The organism is Mesorhizobium sp. BR1-1-2 (assembly GCF_020165435.1).
Lineage (GTDB): Bacteria > Pseudomonadota > Alphaproteobacteria > Rhizobiales > Rhizobiaceae > Mesorhizobium.
On sequence record NZ_JAIUID010000006.1, the window covers coordinates 187,442 to 206,092 of the forward strand.

The following is an 18,651-nucleotide window of genomic DNA, read 5'->3' on the forward strand; positions in this document are numbered from 1 at the left end:
CGAGTGGTGGTCTCAAAAAGAGACCAGCGCTAAAATAGGAATTGACCCAGGGTCGTAAAGAAGGCAGTTTTTCGGGAGGTAGGCACAGCCAGGGAACCAGCCGTGGACAGCAAGATCGTCAATCTCAGAACGAAGTTGGAGGTCTACAAGGCCATCTCAGGCGGAGGCAATTTTTCCAATTGCCCGGTCCGCGACGTCATCCAGGGGGTGAGCGGCAAATGGAGTTCGCTGCTGATGATGGCGCTGGCCGAAAGGCCCTACCGCTTCGGAGAATTGCGCAGGCTGGTGCCGGACATCTCACAACGTATGCTGACGCAAACGCTGCATGATTTGCAGCGCGACGGTTATGTGCATCGCGAAGTGTTCCCGACCAAGCCGCCAAGCGTCGAATACAGCCTGACCGATCTCGGACGTTCGATGTTCGGTGCCTTGCACCAACTGATCCTATGGGCCGAGCTCAATCATGACGCGGTGCGCGACGCGCGCCTCGGTTTCGATGCCGCCAAGGCTTGAGCCTGACAAGGTCGAGAGGCGCGACTAGATTTCACCCGGCGGGGCTGATCCCGCAGTCCACGGGCTTGGCGGTGCCGGCCCCGGCGCCGCAGTTGCTGGCCTCGATGGTGGCCGGCACGGTGGTCGATCCGTTCAGGCGAACTGGGCTGGTAGAAGCGCGCTGGCCGGATCGTTCTTGCGAATGACCGTCGAAAGATACGATCCCTTCGCCCGCAGGAAGGCATGCAGGCGCTGCGGATAGTCTTGCGCCACGGCATGCTTGATCGACGGGCGTTCACTCAATACCTGGCGCCAGGCCTGGACGAGCGGTTTGCCGTCCAGAATGCCGAAATCGCCGATCCGGTCGAAGGTATCGATGTAGCGAAAGACAGGGCCGTAGACTGCGTCGACGAGCGAAAAGCGCCCGCCTTCGAACCATGGTCCAGTCCGGCCGGCTTCGCCCGCCAATTCGGTCTCCACACGATCGAACATTTCCGACAGCGTCCGGGACTCGGCGAGGAATCCTGCCTCGGTCGACGCCGAATAGAACCGGCCGACGGCGTTGAGGATGGCCGAGCCGTACTCGATCCAGGCGCGATGCCGGGCACGGGCATAGGGATCGGCGGGGTGGAGGGGATTGGCCTCGGTTTCTTCGAGGAATTCGAGGATGACGGCGGATTCGAAGATCACCGTTTCATCGTTCCCCAGCCGCACGCACAGCAGCGGCACCTTGCCGAGCGGTGAGATCGCCTTGAACCAGTCAGGCTTGTTGGCGAGGTCGATGTCGACGCGCTCGAACGGCACGCCTTTCTCGGCCAGCGAGATCGCCGCACGCTGGACATAGGGGCAGAGGGCATGGCTGACGAGAATAAGGGTGTTGGCATGCTTCATCGGATTTGCCTCTCGATATCGATGCATTCGCATCTATCTAGATGCAAATGCATTCATCGTCAAGCTTGATGCAATTGCATCTATCTCTTATGATGCCGCCATGATCGAGACAGCCATGCCATCGCCGGAGGCCATCAAGACATGGGCACGCCTGATGCGGGTATCGCGCCAGCTGGTGGAACGTGCCGAAGATGCGCTGAAGGAGGGCGGCCTGCCGCCGCTTGCCTGGTATGACGTGCTGCACGAACTCGCCGAGGCGGGCGAGGGCGGCTTGCGGCCGTTCCAACTGATCGAACGGACCCTGTTCGCGCAGTACAACATTTCGCGTTTGCTGGCCCGCCTGGAGACCGACGGGCTTGTCGAGAAGCTGCCGGTGGCCGATGACGGCCGCGGCCAAACCGTCCGCATCACGGCCAAGGGACGGGAGACGCGCCGCCGTATGTGGGCCGTCTACGGCAGGTCGATCGCGGAACTGGTTGGCGACAAGCTCTCGCCGCAAGAACTGAACACGGTATCGGCCTTGCTCGGTCGGTTGCGCGATCCGCCAGCCGGCGACTGACATACGTTTGCGCGGCTGCGGGGACACCGGAAGGCATTTCGTCATTTTCCCCTTGCGCCGATCTTCGGATTGCGCAATATGCCGAACCGTAACGTACGGTACGGACTCCGGGGCGATCCGCGGCTCTACTATCAAACGGGAACAGAGTGTGTTGCAGGCAAACGCCGATCTCGACGACAGCGAAGCGCTGACGGAGCGTCAGAAGGCGGTTCTGGATGCCGCACTCCGCCTGCTGGTCGAGGAGGGCGACAATCTGACCATGACCGCAGTGGCGCGCCGGGCGAGCTGCTCCAAGGAAACGCTCTACAAATGGTTCGGCGACCGCGACGGGCTGCTCACCGCGACGGTGCAATGGCAGGCCTCGAAGGTGCGGGTGACGGCGGTCGACGGCAAGGGACTCGATCTTGCCTCATTGGCCGCGAGCCTGGAGCGATTTGCTTCCGACTGGCTGAGGGTCATTTCCAGCGACACTTCGATCGCGCTCAACCGGGTGGCGGTCGGCCATGCCGGTTCGGGCAAAGACAATCTTGGCGCGGTGGTGCTGGAGAACGGGCGCTTTGCCCTCGCCAAGCGCCTGAAGCCGGTGCTGGAGGCCGGCCGCCGGGCCGGGCTGCTCGATTTTTCGGATGCCGAGACGGCGTTCCGCACCTTTTTCGGGCTGGTCGCCCGCGACGTGCAGATCCGTCTCTTGCTCGGCGACCGGCTGGAATTGACTGAGGCGGCGATCGGCGGCGATGCCGTCCGCGCGACGCAGCAGTTTCTCGCTCTTTTCGGAGCAAAAACCGGGCCGCAAGGCCTCTGATCTTCAAACGGGAAGGAAGACAAAAATGCGTGTCTATTACGATCGTGATGCCGATCTCAATCTGATCAAGGGCAAGAAGGTCGCCATCATCGGCTATGGCAGCCAGGGCCGGGCGCATGCGCTCAACCTCAAGGATTCCGGCGCCAAGGAGATCGCCATCGGCCTCAAGGCCGGATCGGCGACCGCCAAGAAGGTCGAGGCCGACGGGCTCAAGGTGATGAGCGTGGCCGACGCCGCCAAATGGGCCGACCTGATGATGATGGCGACGCCAGACGAATTGCAGGCCGACATCTACAAAAACGAGATCGCGCCGAACATCCGCGACGGTGCGGCAATCGCCTTCGCGCACGGCCTCAACGTGCATTTCGGCCTGATCGAGCCGAAGTCGACGGTTGACGTCGTCATGATCGCGCCGAAGGGCCCTGGTCACACCGTGCGCGGCGAATACCAGAAGGGCGGCGGCGTGCCGTGCCTGGTCGCGGTCAACCAGGACGCCTCGGGCAACGCGCTCGACCTCGCTCTCTCCTACGCCTGCGGCGTCGGCGGCGGCCGTTCGGGCATCATCGAGACCAATTTCCGCGAGGAATGCGAGACCGATCTGTTCGGCGAGCAGGTCGTGCTGTGCGGCGGCCTGGTGGAGTTGATCCGGGCCGGCTTCGAGACCCTGGTGGAAGCCGGCTATGCGCCCGAAATGGCCTATTTCGAGTGCCTGCACGAGGTCAAGCTGATCGTCGACCTGATCTATGAAGGCGGCATCGCCAACATGAACTACTCGATCTCGAACACCGCCGAGTGGGGCGAATACGTCTCGGGGCCGCGCATCATCACCGCCGAGACCAAGGCTGAGATGAAGCGCGTGCTGAAGGACATCCAGACCGGAAAATTCACCTCGGAGTGGATGCAGGAATACCGCGCCGGCCTGTCGCGCTTCAAGGGCATCCGCCGCATGAACGACAGCCATCAGATCGAGGAGGTCGGCGCCAAGCTGCGCGCGATGATGCCGTGGATCTCGAAGAACAAGCTGGTCGACAAGGCCAAGAACTGAGCGATCCACGTCCCTTGTTTTGAACGTCCTGAGCGATCCACGCTCGAAAGGAAACGGCGCCGCGCGGCGCCGTTTCTTATTGCAAGATTATGCGGCCTGGCTCAGCGATAGGGCGAGTAGCACTGCTGGCGCGGGCCGTTATAGGGCTGGAAGGTGTTGTCCCAAGCGCGATACGACCGGTATCGGTTGTAGCACCACCGGACATGGGCGCTCGACAGCCGGCCGGCGCGATAGTAGCGGCGCGGCGGCGCATCATAGTAGTTGTAGTTGTTGTACAGGCTGCTGAGGCCAAGCCCCAAGCCAAGGCCCAGGATCGCGGCACCGGCTCCGTCGTCATAGTAGCGGCCGCGATAATGGTGGCGGCGCCAACGCCAATCGTCGCCGCCATTCCAGTGGCGACCGTTCCAGTGGCGGCCGTTCCAATTACCGCGATTCCAGTTGCCGCGGTTCCAGCCGCCCGACCGGCGCCATCTCCAGTCGTTGTTGAAACTACTCCGGTTGTTGCCGCCGGCCCAGCTGTCGCGAACAGGCGTCACAGTCGGCGCTGCTGTGCTGGCGGGAATCGACAGGTCCGGCTGCAGGATCGGTCCGGCAGCGGAAGGTGCCGTGATGCCGGAGAAGATACCGAGCGCTATCAGCCCGGATTTTACAGTGGAAGAAAAGAGCGCGTTCATTGCACTTCTCCAAGAAAACAGGCCCCACGCCGACCCTGGATGGGCGCACTGTGGGTCTTTGCGTCTGAACGGCGGATGAACGGAAAGGTTCCGTCAACCACGGCGCGAAGCCCGCCAGGATCAATCGCTCCCAGCTGGTGGTTGCCCGGCCTTGTTTTCTGCCGCGCTTGCGGGCAAAGGTCATGATATGTCGCTGCGCCTTGCAACCTTCAATGTCGAGAACCTGATGAACAGGTTCGATTTCTCCGGATACCGCAACCAGCTCAACGAGGATCGGACGCTGGCCCTCTTCGATATCCAGAGCGAGGCCGAGTACAAGATGCTGGAGCAGGCCCGGGCCATCGCGCAATCGGACGACACGCGGCAGCTGACGGCGCTGGCCATCGCGGCCACGCGCGCGGACATCATCTGCATGCAGGAAGTCGACAATATCGAGGCCCTGAAGGCGTTCGAATATGGCTATCTTTTCAAGATGGTGGGTCAGGGCTACCGCCAGAAATACACCGCCGCCGGCAATGATTCGCGCGGCATCGACGTCGCCGTGATGATGCGCAGCGAGACCGCGCAGGGCCAGCCCATCGACTTCGTGCGCATGACCAGCCACGCTTATGTGACCTATGAGCAGTTCGGGCTGCACACGCCGGAGCTGGCGGCGCTCGGCAACCAGCCCAATGAACGCATCTTCCGGCGCGACTGCCTGGAAGTGGACCTTACCGTGGGCGGCTCGCCGCTGACCATCTATCTCGTGCACTTCAAGTCGATGGGCTCGCCCCGCAACGGGCTCGACGGGCGTGAAGCGACGATGCCGATCCGCATCGCCGAGGCGCAGGCGGTGCGCCGGATCATCGAGGAGCGCTTCGGGGCGGATCATGCAGCCGACAAGCGCTGGGCGATCTGCGGCGACATGAACGATTACCGCCAGCGCGTGAAGATCGCCGGCGACGAATTCGACGGCTATCGTTTCGAAGTGGTCGACGAGAACCTGTCCTGCATCAACGTGCTGACGGCTGGCGGTTTTTGCGAAAACGTGGTCGAGAGGCGGCCGGAAATGAACCGCTGGACTTTCTACCACACGCGTGGGCCGCAAGAGCGGCATTTGTGCCAGCTCGATTATATCCTGCTGTCCAAGGGACTGGCGGCGAAGAACGCCACCGCCGTCCCGGACATCATCCGCAACGGCCAGCCCTGGCGCACGATCTTCCCCGCCGGCCAGGAAGTTGAACGTTTCCCGCGCGCCGGCTGGGACCGGCCGAAGGCATCGGACCATTGTCCGGTGGCCATCACGCTGGACATGGCCTGAGCCGTGAGCTTCGACCTGCCGCGCAATGTCATTTTGCCGGTCGACGCCGTCGATGTCCGGCTCGATCCCGGCCCGCATCCTTTCGCGCTGGCCAATGCCGAGGCGATCGCCGCGAACTGGCAGCACGAGATCGCGGCCAATCCCGCGTTGTTCGATGGTCCCGTGGTGCTGCTTTCGCGACTTGCCTGGCGCGACAATCGCCTCGTCGGCCGGTGCCACGCGGTCAACTACTCCACCTTCATGCTTTGGCGGAAGCGGCGCGAGAATTCCGGCGCCGAGCACGCCTATGCCCATGCCATGCTAGTGGCCGGCGACAATGCGCTGGTGGCTATCCGCATGGCCGCCCACACCGTCACTGCCGGCCGTGTCTATTTCGCCGCCGGTTCATTCGAACCGGCCGATTTTCGCGACGGCCTCGTCGATGTCGATTTCAACATGATCCGCGAGGTGCGGGAAGAAACCGGCCTCGACATTTCGGGCGCCGCACGCGGCTTGCACTACCATGCGCTGTCGACGGCAAGCGGCACGGTGATCTTCCGCCGCTACCGGGTTCCCCAGCCCGCCGAGGAGATCGCGCAGCGCATCTCGGCCTTCGTCGCAGCCGAGGCCGAACCGGAGATCGTGGGTCCGGTCATCATCCGCCATGCCACCGACCTGCCGCATGGGCTGATGCCGCATATGAAGCCGCTGATCGAATGGCATTTTGCGAACCGGGACTAAAATCTTAGTACCCTTCCGTGCTGATCGTCTGGCCAGCCATGCGATGGTCTGAGTGGCTTTCCGCTACCGCGAACATCGAAGGTCTCCCTCCTGTCAGGGGCGCGGACTGTTGTGCGTTGATGGCAAATTCTCTATATTGCTATCAATGACATCATTGTGACCTGGATGATATCAATGAGCGCTGTCACTATCCGCAATTTGCCAGAGGAAACGCTGCGCGCCTTGAAGGTGCGGGCAGCACACCATGGCCGTAGCACCGAAGCCGAAATGCGCGAAATCCTGGAAACGGCCGTGCGGCCGGCCAATCGGGTCAAACTCGGCTCGCTGCTCGCCGCCATCGGCCGCGAGGCCGGATTGTCGCAAGAGGATGTCGATAGATTGCAGCAGCTCCGCGACAAAACACCGGGCGAGCCGATGAGGTTCGAATGATCCTCATCGACACAAATGTCATTTCTGAGCCGTGGAAACCTGCACCCGATCGCCGCGTAATCGCATGGATCGACGCCCAGGCTGTCGAAACCCTGTATCTCTCAGCCGTCACCGTGGCTGAGCTGCGTTTCGGCATCGCAGCGATGCCCGCCGGGAAGCGCCGCGCGGTCCTGCATGATCGTCTCGAGCAGGATGCGTTGCCGCTGTTTGCAGGCCGCATTCTGCCTTTCGACCTCGAGGCGTCGCGCGCCTATGCCAAGCTCATGGTGCAAGCGAGAGCCGCAGGCAAGGCGATCGGCAATGCGGACGGCTACATCGCGGCCACGGCCGCAGCAAACGGCCTCACGGTCGCCACACGCGACATCAGCCCATTCGCGGCCGCCGGATTGAATACCATCAATCCGTGGGAAATAGCGTCGTAGCCGCGCCTCTCAGCCGTAAGCAAGCAAAAGCCCAAGCATGTCAGGGCGACTATGGACGCCGCAAGCTTTCCAATCGCGCCCTATTCATGGCGCAGCGCGTCGATCGGATCGAGCCTGGCGCCGCGCAGCGCCGGGAAGAAGCCGAAGACCATGCCGATCAGCGCGGAAAAGCCGACGGCGAGCAGGATGACCGCCGGACTCGGCGCGAAAGGAATGGTCAGCGTCGCCGAGGCGAGGCCGGCCAGCGAGAGCCCGATCAGGATGCCGATGATGCCGCCAAGCAGCGACAGCACCGTCGCCTCGACAAGGAACTGGATGAGGATGTGCTTTTCATGCGCGCCGATGGCGAGCCTGATGCCGATCTCGCGGGTGCGCTCGGTGACCGACACCAGCATGATGTTCATGATGCCGATGCCGCCGACCAGCAGGCTGACGCCGGCGACCGCGCCCAGCATGCCGGTCATAGTGGTGGTGGCGCTGGCCATGGCGTCGGCGATCTGGGTCATGTCGCGGATCGCGAAATCGCTTTCGCGGTCGGGGGTGAGGCGTCTGGCGTCGCGCAAAATATCCTCGACGCGCGGCTGCAGCTCGCTGGTCGGGGTGCGGTCGTCGGCGGCGACGTAGATGTTGTCGATGTTGCGGTTGCCGGCAATGCGCCGCTGATAGGCATGCAGCGGCATCAAGACGACATTGTCCTGGTCCTGGCCGAAGCCGGTATAGCCCTTCGGCTCAAGCAGGCCGATGATCTTGCAGGAGGTGCGGTTGACGCGGATGATTTCGCCCTCGGGGTCGCCGGCACCGAAGAACTGCTGGCGCACCGTCTCGCCGATCAGGCACACGCCGGTGCCCGCGCGGGTCTCGGACTCGCTGAACGAACGGCCTGAGACCAGTTTCCAGTCGCGGGCGTCGAGATAGGCGCTGTCGGTGCCGGTGACGCCGGAGGTCAGGCTCTCGGTACCGAAGATGACACGGACCTGCTTCTGCGAGGCCGGCGAAATCGCGCGAGCGCCAGTCAGGTGCGTGACCAGCGCGGCAAGGTCCTTTTCGGCGAGCGGGCGGACCACCTGGTCGAGCCCGCCCGGGCCTCCAGGCCCGGCGGGGCGGCCGGAGCGCACAACCAGAAGATTGCTGCCGAGTTTGGCGATGTCGCTCTTGACCTTGGCGGTGGTGCCCGCGCCGATGGTGAGCATGGCGATGACCGCGGCGACGCCGATGACGATGCCGAGCAAGGTCAGGAACGAGCGCAGCATGTTGCGGCGGATCGAGCGCAAGGAGAGGCGGACGGTTTCCCAGAGCATGGTCAGGCCACCTCGACAGTCATCGTGTCGGAGGCGACATGGCCGTCGAGGAAGCGCACCGTGCGCTCGGCATATTCGGCGACGTCGGCCTCGTGGGTGACCATGGTGATGGTCAGGCCAAGCTCCTTGTTCAGTTGCGTCAGCAACTCCATGATCTCGTGGGTGCGGGCAGTGTCGAGATTGCCGGTCGGTTCGTCGGCGACGAGCAGCGTCGGCCTGGTGACGATGGCGCGCGCGATCGCAACGCGCTGCTGCTGGCCGCCGGAAAGCTCGGCCGGAGTGTGATGCTCGCGACCGACAAGGCCGACTTGCGCCAGCGCCTGCATGGCAAGATCGCGGCGCTCGCGGCCGGCCACGCCGCGATAGATCAGCGGCAGTTCGACATTTTCCGCCGCCGTGGTGCGCGCCAGCAGATTATAGCCCTGGAAGACGAAGCCGACATAGAGGTTGCGCAACATGGCGCGGCGGTTGCGGTCGAGCCGGCCGGCATCGACGCCCATGAAGGAATAGGTGCCGGCGGTCGGCGTGTCGAGGCAGCCGATGATGTTCATCGCCGTCGATTTGCCGGAGCCGGACGGGCCCATGATGGCGACGAACTCGCCGCGCCGGATCGCAAGATCGACGCCGGCAAGCGCGTGCACCTTGGCTTCGCCCTGGCCGTAGCTCTTCCAGACCTTGTCGAAGGTGATGAGAGGCGCGCCCACCGCCACGGCGTCAGCTCCGCTGCTGCGAGGCGGTGATGACCTGCGCCCCCTCTGACAGACCCGAGGTGATCTCGGTCAGTTCGCCGTCGGTCGAGCCGATCCTGACGTTGACTGGATGCGGACGGCCTTTCTCCAGCACGTAGAGCGTGCGTGAGCCGTCGGCGGGCGGCGTTGCCGCCTGGCGCTGGCGATTGCCGCCGGGACGTCCCATGCGGCCGGTGAACAGGTCGCTCAGGCTCCAGCCGCGGGCGGCCTGCTGCGCAGGACGATAGCGGAAGGCGGAGGAGGGGACGGTCAGCACGTCCTTGGCCTGCCGGGTGACGACTGAAACCGTGGCGGTCATGCCTGGCCGCAGCAGCAGCTCGTTGTTGTCGACCTCGAGCCGTGCATTGTAGGTGACGACGCCATCGGTGGTCACCGAGGCGTAGGAGATGTCGCGGATCTCGGCGTCGAACGGCCGCTCCGGGAAGGCGTCGACGGTGAAGCGGGCATGCTGGCCCGGCTTCACCGCGCCGATATCGGCTTCGTCGACTGCCGCCACCAGTTCCATGTTCCGGAGATCGGCGGCGATGATGAACAGCACCGGTGCCTGCAAGGAGGAGGCGACCGTCTGGCCGGGGTCGACAGAGCGCGTCAGCACGATGCCGTCGATCGGCGCATAGATGGTGCTGTTGGCAAGGTCGGTCTGCTGCGATTTCAGGTCGGCGTTGGCGATGGCGAGATTGGCCTCGGCGCTATCGAGCGCCGCCTTTGAACGGTCGCGGGTCGCGATCGCGGCCTCGAGCGACTGGTCGGTGGCCATGCCGCGCTTGGTGAGGGCGGCTGCGCGCACGAGCGCGCTTTCATTCTCGGCCAGCGTCACGGTGGCATCCGCGACATTGGCGGCGGCCGCCTTGGCGGATGCCTCGGCGCGTTCGATCTGCACCTGCAGCTTGGCGGTGTCGAGCGCGGCCAGCACATCGCCCTTCTTGACCTGCTGGTTCTCGTTGACGGAGACTGAACGGATGATGCCGGAGAGCTGGCTGGAAATGTCGACCTGGGTGAGGGGCTGCAAGGTGCCGGTCGCCGAAACCTCGACAGTGAGGTCGGCCCTGGCGGCGGGCGCCGTCGTATAGTCGATCTTGACCGGCGAGCCGGCATACCACTGGTAGCCGGCAAAAGCCGCGACAAGGACGATCAGCGCCAGCAGGCCATAGAGCCAGCCGCGGCGGCGTTTCTTGCGCCGCCCCGTCTGGTCGAGCCCGAGCGCCGTCTCGATGGCGGAATCCGATTCCGTCTTTGGCAGATTGACAATCTGGTCCACGCCGGACCCCCTGAAGCGCAATATGTCCCTATGAGTGCACAGATCAGTGCTAATGGTTCGAATATCAAATTAAATTTCGCTCATGTTGGGATTGAGGCAGAAATTCGGATCAAAGCGGAAGGTTTCCTCCATGAGACGCGATTACTTGCTTTACGATGTGTTTACGACCGATCGGTTGGCCGGCAACCCGCTGGCGGTGGTGTTGGACAGCGGCGGACTGGACACGGCTGCGATGCAGGCCATAGCGCGCGAGTTCAACCTGTCGGAATCCGTGTTCGTGCTGCCGCCGGACAATCCCAAGCACCGCGCCCGCATCCGTATCTTCACGCCCGACTATGAAATGCCTTTCGCCGGCCACCCGACCGTGGGTTCGGCGATCGCGCTGGCGGAACTCGCCGATATCGCGCTCGCTGAAATGGCCGACAATGACGGCGCTGCGAGCATTTTCGTGCTGGAGGAAAACATCGGTCCGGTGCGCTGCGCCGTCAGCAAGCACGATGGCGCGACATTCGCCGAATTCGACTTGGCGAAGCTGCCGGAGCCGCTGAAGCTCGAAGCCGACCCGGTGGCGATCGGCGCCGCTCTTGGCCTGGCGCCGCACGAGATCGGTTTCGAGAATCACCGCGTCGCGTTCTGGTCAGCCGGCGTGCCCTACGTGACCATTCCGGTGGCCAATCTTGAAGCGGCGGGCCGGATCCGGCTCGACAACCAGGCCTGGTCGGAGTTGGCGCCGCGCAAGAGCGAATGGGCCTTCGCCAGTCCCTATGTGTATTGCCGGGAGACGGTGAACCACGAGAGCGCCTTCCATGTGCGCATGATCGTGCCCGGCACTCCTTCCTACGAGGACCCGGCGACCGGTTCGGCGGCCGCGGCCTTCGCCGGCGCCATCATGCATTTCGACGCTCCGACGGATGGCGTTTCGCAGCTGTGGATCGAACAGGGGCTGGAGATGGGGCGGCCCTCGCGCATCCGCCTGGAACTGGCCGTGCAAGGCGGAAAACTGGCATCGGCGCGCATCGGCGGCAACGCGGTCAAGGTAGCGGAAGGCAAGCTGTTCGTCTGATCATCCGCGTCACTTCGGCGATTTGTCGGGAAATGATTCCGGCAGGGCTGGACAGGACCGGCATCGGCGGCTATATGCCCGCCAACGCCGGTTTTTGCCGGCCGAGTGGGTGCGTAGCTCAGTTGGTAGAGCAGCTGACTCTTAATCAGCGGGTCCACAGTTCAATCCTGTGCGCACCCACCAAATTCTTCAAAGACTTGGTGGAAAGACCCTGAATAGGCCGGTTCAATTGCGGCGCTCGTTCATCAGTGTTTGGCTGCTTTCGCCGCCCGGCCGCCTTTGGCCAGAAGAGTTGTAGGACTTTGCAGCTTGGTCAAAGACTACGATTGGCCGCGCCGAAAAACGCGGCTCAGAAACCTGCCCAACCGAAAAGCCATGCCGTTGTCAGCGCTCCGACCGTCGCCGGCATCAATGGCGGCCTTTCCGCCTGAGAAATCGCTGATGAGCCACCAGAAGAAAACCAGAAAAACAACGAGAATTGCGGTGTCGATCGGGCCGTAAGTTGAATATTCACTGTGCCGAAGCACGCCAGCAAGCAGCACGGCGATAGTCACAGCAGCGGCAACCGGGTGAAGCTTTTTCATCCACCAGAGTTATTCGAAAATCGCTACAACCGGAAGATGTTACTTCTCCGACACGCCCGCCTCGGCAAAGCTTGCCATGCGAGCATGGCACTCCAGCGCCGAGCGGACGATGTTGACCGCCAGGCACGCGCCGGAGCCTTCGCCTAGCCGCATGCCGAGGTCGAGCAGCGGCGGCAGGCCGAGGGCTTCGAGCAGGCCGCGATGACCTGACTCGGCGGAGACGTGGGCGGCGACGGTGTGAGCCAGGCCGGCCGGATGCAGCTTTGCCAAAGGCGCCGCGGCGGCGGTGCAGACGAAACCGTCGAGCAGCACCGGTATGCCCAGATGACGGGCGGCAAGCGTCGCGCCGAAGATGGCGGCGAGTTCGCGGCCGCCAAGTGCCGCGGCAACCCCCAGCGGGTCGGCAAGAATGGCGGCATGGCGCTTCAGGCCCGATTCGATGGCAGCCACCTTGCGCTTGAGGCCGGCATCGTCGACGCCGGTGCCGCGTCCGGTCCATTTTTCCGCACCGCCGCCGAACAGCGCCGCCGAGATCGCGGCAGCCGGCGTGGTGTTGCCGATGCCCATCTCGCCGAAGCAGACGAGATCGAGATCATCGGTCACCGCATCGTAGCCGGCCGAGACGGCGGCAAGAAACACCTTGTCGTCCATCGCAGGTGTTTGCGTGAAATCGCCGGTCGGATGGTCGAGATCGAGCGGAATGACGTCGAGTTCGGCGCCGGCGATGCGGGCGAGCTGGTTGATGGCCGCACCGCCGCCGGCGAAATTCGCCACCATCTGCACCGTGACTTCCGAAGGGTAGGCCGACACGCCCTGCGCGGTAACGCCGTGATTGCCGGCGAAGACGAACACCTTCACGCGGTCGAGTTTCGGCATGTCGCGGCGCTGCCAGCGCGCCAGCCACGCGGCTATGGTCTCGAGCCGGCCGAGGCTGCCTTGCGGCTTGGTCAGCGTGTCCTGGCGGCGGCCGACCGCGCTCGCGGCGGCGTCATCGCCATCAGGCAGGTCGAGGCAAGCGGCGCGCAATTCATGCAGTGATTTGAAGGGCATGGAAAGAAGTTCTCCGAGACAGAGTCAGGAAAGGGCGACAGTGGCGACGAGCAGCACCGCGATTTCGCTCACCTGCTGCAAGGCGCCGATCGTGTCGCCGGTCTGGCCGCTGATCTGGTTGAGGCAAAGCGCGTGGAAGGCGGCAAACAGCAGTCCAAGCAGGATAAGCGCCGCGATGGCGCCGCCGATCCCGAGCAGGAGGAGTGGGAGGGCGCCGAGCACGGCGGCGGCGATGGCGATTCCCCGCGAGACGGTGCCGGCGCCGGCCGAGAGGCCATCGTCGCGCGCCGGGGGCAAGAGATGCATGAAAGCGCCGAATACGCCGCGCGACGCCGCATGGGCGGCCAGGAGCGCGAAGAGGGCTTGTGTGGGATCGACGAATTCCGAGAGCGCGCTCCAGCGGATGAGCAGCGACAGCGCCAGTGCCATGGCGCCATAGGCGCCGATTCGGCTGTCGCGCATGATCTCCAACTTGCGGCCGCGCGTCTTGCCGCCGCCAAAACCGTCGGCGACATCGGACAGGCCGTCCTCGTGCAGGCAGCCGGTGGTGACCACGGTTGCAACCAGGGCAAGGGCTGCCGCCGGTCCCATGGCAAGGCCAAACCGTTCCGCCGTGGCAAAGACGATGGCGCCGATCAGGCCGACGACGAGGCCGGCGACCGGGGCGGCCCAGATCGCGGTGGCAAGGCTGCGGCCGCGAAAGTCAATGACGGGCAAGGGCAGCCTGGTGAAGAACACTAGGCAGAGGGCAATATCGCTGGGGATTTGCCGGGGCGAAAGGGTGACCTTCGGGAACTTCATGCCTCAGCCCCTTGCGATGGCATGGAAGAAGGTGCCGCTGACTTGGCCGCGCCGGTAGCCCGAGGCGCCGATCGGATTGCCTTGCCCGTCGGCGAGGTCGGCCAGGGGCTCGTCATTGCCGGCAGCAAGCATCTGCGCATAGTGGAATTCGTGCCCGCGGATCAACGCGCCCCGCGGGCCGAGCGGACAGTCGGCGTGCAGCCGCGCTTCGCGATAGCCGAGGTTCATCTTGCGCCTGGCGAAGCTGGTTGAATGGCCGAGCAGGCCGAGCATTTTGTGCGTTTCGCCAGATGCATCTTCCAGGGCCTCGCCAAGCACCATGAAGCCACCGCACTCACCATGGATTGGCTTCGTCCCGGCGAACCTTGCCATTCCTCTCCGAAAATTCGCAGCGGCGGCGAGACGGCCGGCGTGAAGCTCGGGATAACCGCCGGGCAGCCAGCAGACGTCGCAGCTGCCCTCAGGCGCCTCGTCCGCGAGCGGCGAAAACGGAACGATCTCCGCGCCGGCCTTGCGCCAGTAGGCCGCGACGTGCGGATAGAGGAAAGTGAAGGCGGCATCCTCGGCAAGTGCGATGCGCTGGCCGGGCGGCGGCAGCGCATCATCGAAGCCGCCTTTCGCAGGAGCGAGGGGGGTCGCCAGCCGCATTATCGCGTCAAGGTCGAGCGACTTTTCGGCCATGTCGGCCAGCCGGTCGAGATGCGCCATCAGGTCATCATATTCGCCGGCCTGGACGAGGCCGAGATGGCGCTCGGGCAAGTTGAGCGTGGGATCGCGCAGGATGGCGCCGACGACCGGCAGGCCGATCGCCTCGACGGCGTCGCCGGAGAGCCGCCTGTGGCGCTCGCTGCCCAGCCGGTTGAGCACGACGCCCGCCATGCGCACATCCGGATCGTAGGTGGCGAACCCCTTGGCGACCGCCGCAGCCGTGGTGGACTGGCCCGCGACGTCGAGCACCAGCAGCACCGGCAGGCCGTAGAGCCGCGCCAGATCGGCCGCCGAACCGCTGCGCCCAGGCGCGGCCGGAATGCCGTCGAACAGGCCCATGGCGCTTTCGAGGATGACGAAATCGGCGTCGTCGGCGGCATTCACGGCCAGTGCGTTGAGCAGCGACGGCGACATCGCCCAACTGTCGAGATTGACGCCGGACAGGCCGGTGGCGGCGGTGTGGAAGCCGGGATCGATGTAATCGGGACCGGACTTGGCGCCGCGCACTTTCAGGCCGCGCCGGGTGAGTGCGCGTAAAATACCGATGGTGACGCTGGTCTTGCCGGAGCCGGAGCGCGGCGCGCCGATGATGATGGCGCGGGCCGTCATGCCTTGCCCGCCAGTGCCGCTCGCATGGCGACGATGCCGCCGACGACGATCAGCGCCGGCGCGGACAGGCCGGCGGCGGCGGCTTTCTCGGCGATGGTGGCCAGCGTGGCGACGACAATGCGTTCCTGCGGCGTCGTCGCGGCGACGATCACCGCGGCGGGTGTCGACGGCGCCAGCCCGCCATCGAGCAGTGCGGCCGATATTACGGGCAGATTGGCCATGCCCATGTAGACCACTACAGGCTGGCCGGTGCGCGCGATCGCGGCCCAGTCGAGATCGTCATCTGTACCGGCGGCATGGCCGGTCGCCAGGATCACCGCCTTGTTGATGCCGCGCATGGTGGCGGGGATGCCGGTGGCGGCCAGCGCGCTGAGGCCCGAGGTGAGGCCGGGCAGGACGCGGAACGGGATGTTTTCCCGCGCCAGGGCCAGCGCCTCTTCGCCGCCACGGCCGAAAATATAGGGATCGCCGCCCTTCAGCCTGACGACGCGGCGACCCTGGCGCGCCAGCCGGACCAGCAGGGCGGTTATGTCGTCCTGTTTCATCGAGGGTTTTCCGCCGCGCTTGCCGGCAAAGAAGAGCTCGGCGTTTTCGGCAACCGCGACGATGTCCGAGGAGACCAGCGCATCGTAGACCAGCGCATCCGCCTCACTCAGCGCCGCCAGCACTTCCAGCGTCAGGCAGCCGGGATCGCCGGGGCCGGCGCCGGCGAGCCAGACATGGCCGGGCTCAAGCGTCCGCGGCTTGAAGTTCAGCCGGGCAAGCGCCTGTTGGAGCGCGGCGTTTCCGCCGTTGTTTTTGGTGCTGCCGCTCACAATCCGTCCCGTCCGCGAAAACGCCTTTGGTAGTGGGCGTCGTACAATGAACTCTCGCCAAAACCTTCCGCCCCCAGCGAGCGGCCGACGAAGATGATGGCCGTGCGCTCCATCGGATCGACGGCCAGTTGTGCCTCGATGGTTTCCAGCGTGCCGGTCAGCACGCGCTCGTCCGGCCAGGAGGCACGGAAGACGACCGCCACCGGGCAATCGCCGCCATAGAGCGGCGTCAGCTCGGCGACGACGCGATCGACGGCATGGATGGCTAGATGAATGGCAAGCGTGGCGCCGGTGCGGCCGAAGCCGGCCAGCGTTTCGCCAGGCGGCATTTTTGAAGCGCGGCCGGAGACGCGGGTCAGTACCAGGCTCTGCGCAACTTCAGGGATGGTCAGCTCGCGCCGCAGAGCAGCCGCCGCGGCAGCGAAAGAGGGGACCCCCGGCGTCAGCGTGTAGGGAATGCCGTGCTTCTCCAGCCGGCGGATCTGTTCGGCAACTGCGCTCCACACCGACAGGTCGCCGGAATGCAGGCGCGCGACATCATGGCCGGCTTTGTGGGCGGCCAGATACTCGGCCTCGATCTCGTCGAGCGACATGGGCGCTGTGTCGATCAGCTTCGTTCCCGGGGCGCAGTGCTGCAGCAATTCCGGCGCCACGATCGAACCGGCATGCAGGCAGACCGGGCAGCTTGCCAGCAGCCGCGCGCCGCGTAGGGTAATAAGGTCGGCGGCGCCCGGGCCGGCGCCGATGAAATGCACGGTCATGCCGCGTCTCCGCTGATGGCGATGGCGCAGGTGACCGGTCCGAGCACGGTGCGGGGTCCCAGCAGCCTGGCGCCTTCGCCGGCGACGGCCAGCGCCGATGCTTCGGAAACCGATGCTGTGCCGGCCAGATCCTGCGAGAGGCTGGAGTTGCTGAGCGCCTTCGTCGACGCTGCTTTAAGCACTGCTTCATCGATGACGATGACTGGAAGGTTGAGTGTGCGACCTGCGGCAGCGATCGCCTGTTCGTCTTTCTTGAGCGTGGCGGTGGCGAGCGCAGAAAGCGCGCTCATCGCCAGTCCATGTGCTTCGAGCGCGGTTTCTATCGCGGCAAGCACGTCCTCGACGCTCACGCCCTTTCGGCTGCCGATGCCCGCGACCATCATGGCTTTATCCAACTCCATTGGGTGACCGGCATCGCCGGCCGCCAGGCCTGCATCGAACCGACAGGCGCGGCGCGGGATATGGCGATGCGGGTGAGATCGCCCCCGAGCTCGGTATGACAGGCAAGAAGCAGCGTCTCCATTTCCAGCGTCACGGCATTGGCCACGAGCCGGCCGCCCGAGCGCAGCGCCTTGATGGCGGCGGCCAGCACGCCGGCATCGCTGCCGCCGCCGCCGATGAAAATGGCGTCGGGTGTCTCGAGCCTTGCAAGCGCCTTGGGTGCGCTGCCTTCCACCACGATGAGGCCGGGAACGCCGCAGGCAGCAGCGTTGTGGCCGATGCGGGCGGCGCGGATCGGGTCGGCTTCGATGGCAACAGCGCGCATCGAAGGATGGGCGAGCATCCATTCGATGCCGATGGAACCGGAGCCGGCGCCAATATCCCACAGCAATTCGCCGCGACTCGGCGCCAGCGCCGAGAGCGTGACGGCGCGGATGTCATGCTTGGTGATCTGGCCGTCATGGTCGAACAGGTGGTCGGCGAGGCCTGATGTCAGCGGCAGGATACGCGCATCCAGACCGGATTCGATTTCGAGCGCCAGCACGTTGAGCGGATTGATGTTTTCGAGGTCGAACGCATCGGCTCGGGCCGAGCGCAGATTCTCCTTTGACCCGCCAAGCGCCTCCAGGACCGTCAGCCGCGAGGCGCCGAAATCAAGCTCGGTGAGCAGGCGGGCGATCGCCACTGGTGCATCGGCATCGGATGTCAGGGCCAGGATGCGTGCGTTGGGTTGCAGCAATGGACGGATCAGGTCGATGGGGCGGCCATGCAGCGAGACCGTTTCGATGTCCTGGAGCGCCCAGCCAAGGCGAGCGGCCGCCAGCGAAATGGCCGACGGCGCGGGAATGACATGCATCTCCCGCGGCTGGACCTTGCGGGCGAGGGTGACGCCGACGCCGTGGAAAAAGGGATCGCCGGAAGCAAGGACGCAAACGCGCTTGCCGGCGAATGCCAGTACGTCGCGCATCTCGGTATCGAAAGGAACCGGCCAGGGACGCGGATCGCCCTTGGCGAATGATGAGACGAGTGCCAGATGCCGCTTGCCGCCGAAGATGATTTCCGCATCGGCAATCCGCTGCTTGGCCTCGTCGCCGAGACCCGCTACACCGTCCTCGCCGATGCCGACGATCGTGAGCCATTTCTGGTTGAGCTTGGCGCCGCGCGGACCCTTAGCAGGCAT

The 18,651-nt window shown here is 64.8% G+C and carries 22 protein-coding genes and 1 tRNA gene; 10 read left to right on the top strand and 13 right to left on the bottom strand.

What is annotated here, in order from left to right:
* The first annotated feature begins 102 nt into the window (after window positions 1-102).
* Window positions 103-513 carry a winged helix-turn-helix transcriptional regulator gene (locus LB551_RS16200; protein WP_224627449.1) on the top strand — a complete coding sequence of 137 codons (411 nt, stop codon included), beginning with the start codon at window positions 103-105 and terminating at the stop codon, window positions 511-513.
* 132 nt (window positions 514-645) lie between these two features.
* Here the strand turns inward: LB551_RS16200 and LB551_RS16205 are convergent, their stop codons facing one another.
* A complete protein-coding gene (locus LB551_RS16205) occupies window positions 646-1,383 on the bottom strand; it encodes a glutathione S-transferase family protein (RefSeq protein ID WP_224659834.1) in 738 nt (245 codons plus the stop codon).
* A 100-nt stretch (window positions 1,384-1,483) separates the two neighbouring features.
* Between LB551_RS16205 and LB551_RS16210 the strand changes: the two genes are divergently transcribed.
* The 3 genes from LB551_RS16210 to ilvC all read left to right on the top strand — a co-directional run bounded on the left by LB551_RS16210 (window position 1,484) and on the right by ilvC (window position 3,789).
* A complete protein-coding gene (locus tag LB551_RS16210) occupies window positions 1,484-1,942 on the top strand; it encodes a MarR family winged helix-turn-helix transcriptional regulator (RefSeq protein WP_224627453.1) in 459 nt (152 codons plus the stop codon).
* Between the two features lie 151 nt (window positions 1,943-2,093).
* Window positions 2,094-2,744, top strand: coding sequence for a TetR/AcrR family transcriptional regulator (locus tag LB551_RS16215; protein WP_263495894.1), 651 nt, complete (start codon window positions 2,094-2,096; stop codon window positions 2,742-2,744).
* A gap of 25 nt (window positions 2,745-2,769) precedes the next feature.
* On the top strand, window positions 2,770-3,789 hold the full coding sequence (gene ilvC, locus LB551_RS16220) for a ketol-acid reductoisomerase (RefSeq protein WP_010910140.1): 1,020 nt from the start codon (window positions 2,770-2,772) through the stop codon (window positions 3,787-3,789).
* Window positions 3,790-3,890: 101 nt separating this feature from the next.
* Here ilvC and LB551_RS16225 read toward each other — a convergent pair whose 3' ends face one another.
* Entirely contained in the window at window positions 3,891-4,463 is a 573-nt protein-coding gene (locus LB551_RS16225; RefSeq protein ID WP_224627473.1) for a BA14K family protein, read from the bottom strand.
* A 187-nt stretch (window positions 4,464-4,650) separates the two neighbouring features.
* On the opposite strand from LB551_RS16225, the gene LB551_RS16230 reads away from it, so the two are divergent.
* The 4 genes from LB551_RS16230 to LB551_RS16245 all read left to right on the top strand — a co-directional run bounded on the left by LB551_RS16230 (window position 4,651) and on the right by LB551_RS16245 (window position 7,334).
* Window positions 4,651-5,763, top strand: coding sequence for an endonuclease/exonuclease/phosphatase family protein (locus LB551_RS16230; RefSeq protein ID WP_224627485.1), 1,113 nt, complete (start codon window positions 4,651-4,653; stop codon window positions 5,761-5,763).
* A 3-nt stretch (window positions 5,764-5,766) separates the two neighbouring features.
* Entirely contained in the window at window positions 5,767-6,483 is a 717-nt protein-coding gene (locus LB551_RS16235; protein WP_224659835.1) for a hypothetical protein, read from the top strand.
* A gap of 174 nt (window positions 6,484-6,657) precedes the next feature.
* The gene (locus tag LB551_RS16240) at window positions 6,658-6,912 is read left to right on the top strand and encodes a FitA-like ribbon-helix-helix domain-containing protein (RefSeq protein ID WP_224659836.1); all 255 of its coding nucleotides are present in this window, start codon (window positions 6,658-6,660) and stop codon (window positions 6,910-6,912) included.
* Window positions 6,909-7,334 (top strand): type II toxin-antitoxin system VapC family toxin, encoded by a 426-nt coding sequence (locus LB551_RS16245; RefSeq protein ID WP_224659837.1) that lies wholly within the window; start codon window positions 6,909-6,911, stop codon window positions 7,332-7,334. Before LB551_RS16240 ends, LB551_RS16245 begins: the two co-directional genes overlap by 4 nt.
* 80 nt (window positions 7,335-7,414) lie before the next feature.
* Here the strand turns inward: LB551_RS16245 and LB551_RS16250 are convergent, their stop codons facing one another.
* From LB551_RS16250 to LB551_RS16260, 3 genes are read right to left on the bottom strand one after another with little or no spacing between them, the layout of a single operon-like run.
* Window positions 7,415-8,632, bottom strand: a complete 1,218-nt coding sequence (locus LB551_RS16250; protein ID WP_224659838.1) for an ABC transporter permease — start codon at window positions 8,630-8,632, stop codon at window positions 7,415-7,417.
* 2 nt (window positions 8,633-8,634) lie between these two features.
* Window positions 8,635-9,342, bottom strand: a complete 708-nt coding sequence (locus LB551_RS16255; protein ID WP_224659839.1) for an ABC transporter ATP-binding protein — start codon at window positions 9,340-9,342, stop codon at window positions 8,635-8,637.
* Window positions 9,343-9,346: 4 nt separating this feature from the next.
* A complete protein-coding gene (locus tag LB551_RS16260) occupies window positions 9,347-10,639 on the bottom strand; it encodes an efflux RND transporter periplasmic adaptor subunit (RefSeq protein WP_224659840.1) in 1,293 nt (430 codons plus the stop codon).
* A 130-nt stretch (window positions 10,640-10,769) separates the two neighbouring features.
* Between LB551_RS16260 and LB551_RS16265 the strand changes: the two genes are divergently transcribed.
* Together LB551_RS16265 and LB551_RS16270 are read left to right on the top strand one after the other, a co-directional pair.
* On the top strand, window positions 10,770-11,702 hold the full coding sequence (locus LB551_RS16265) for a PhzF family phenazine biosynthesis protein (protein WP_224627502.1): 933 nt from the start codon (window positions 10,770-10,772) through the stop codon (window positions 11,700-11,702).
* A 107-nt stretch (window positions 11,703-11,809) separates the two neighbouring features.
* Window positions 11,810-11,885, top strand: a tRNA-Lys gene (locus LB551_RS16270).
* 137 nt (window positions 11,886-12,022) lie between these two features.
* Here LB551_RS16270 and LB551_RS16275 read toward each other — a convergent pair.
* The 8 genes from LB551_RS16275 to cbiE are packed head-to-tail and all read right to left on the bottom strand — an operon-like array spanning window position 12,023 to window position 18,651.
* Window positions 12,023-12,286 carry a hypothetical protein gene (locus tag LB551_RS16275; protein ID WP_224659841.1) on the bottom strand — a complete coding sequence of 88 codons (264 nt, stop codon included), beginning with the start codon at window positions 12,284-12,286 and terminating at the stop codon, window positions 12,023-12,025.
* A 39-nt stretch (window positions 12,287-12,325) separates the two neighbouring features.
* Complete coding sequence (gene cobT, locus LB551_RS16280; protein WP_224659842.1) at window positions 12,326-13,336, bottom strand: nicotinate-nucleotide--dimethylbenzimidazole phosphoribosyltransferase; 1,011 nt, start codon at window positions 13,334-13,336, stop codon at window positions 12,326-12,328.
* A 24-nt stretch (window positions 13,337-13,360) separates the two neighbouring features.
* Window positions 13,361-14,137: an adenosylcobinamide-GDP ribazoletransferase gene (gene cobS / locus LB551_RS16285; RefSeq protein WP_224659843.1), complete on the bottom strand. Its 777-nt coding sequence runs from the start codon at window positions 14,135-14,137 to the stop codon at window positions 13,361-13,363.
* 3 nt (window positions 14,138-14,140) lie between these two features.
* Window positions 14,141-15,454: a cobyrinate a,c-diamide synthase gene (locus tag LB551_RS16290; protein WP_224659844.1), complete on the bottom strand. Its 1,314-nt coding sequence runs from the start codon at window positions 15,452-15,454 to the stop codon at window positions 14,141-14,143.
* Entirely contained in the window at window positions 15,451-16,269 is an 819-nt protein-coding gene (cobA, locus tag LB551_RS16295) for a uroporphyrinogen-III C-methyltransferase (RefSeq protein ID WP_224659845.1), read from the bottom strand. The genes LB551_RS16290 and cobA overlap by 4 nt, the downstream gene beginning before the upstream one ends.
* Window positions 16,266-17,030 (bottom strand): precorrin-4 C(11)-methyltransferase, encoded by a 765-nt coding sequence (gene cobM / locus LB551_RS16300; protein ID WP_224659846.1) that lies wholly within the window; start codon window positions 17,028-17,030, stop codon window positions 16,266-16,268. Before cobM ends, cobA begins: the two co-directional genes overlap by 4 nt.
* The gene (locus LB551_RS16305; protein ID WP_224659847.1) at window positions 17,027-17,413 is read right to left on the bottom strand and encodes a cobalamin biosynthesis protein; all 387 of its coding nucleotides are present in this window, start codon (window positions 17,411-17,413) and stop codon (window positions 17,027-17,029) included. Before LB551_RS16305 ends, cobM begins: the two co-directional genes overlap by 4 nt.
* Window positions 17,410-18,651: a precorrin-6y C5,15-methyltransferase (decarboxylating) subunit CbiE gene (gene cbiE, locus LB551_RS16310; protein WP_224659848.1), complete on the bottom strand. Its 1,242-nt coding sequence runs from the start codon at window positions 18,649-18,651 to the stop codon at window positions 17,410-17,412. Before cbiE ends, LB551_RS16305 begins: the two co-directional genes overlap by 4 nt.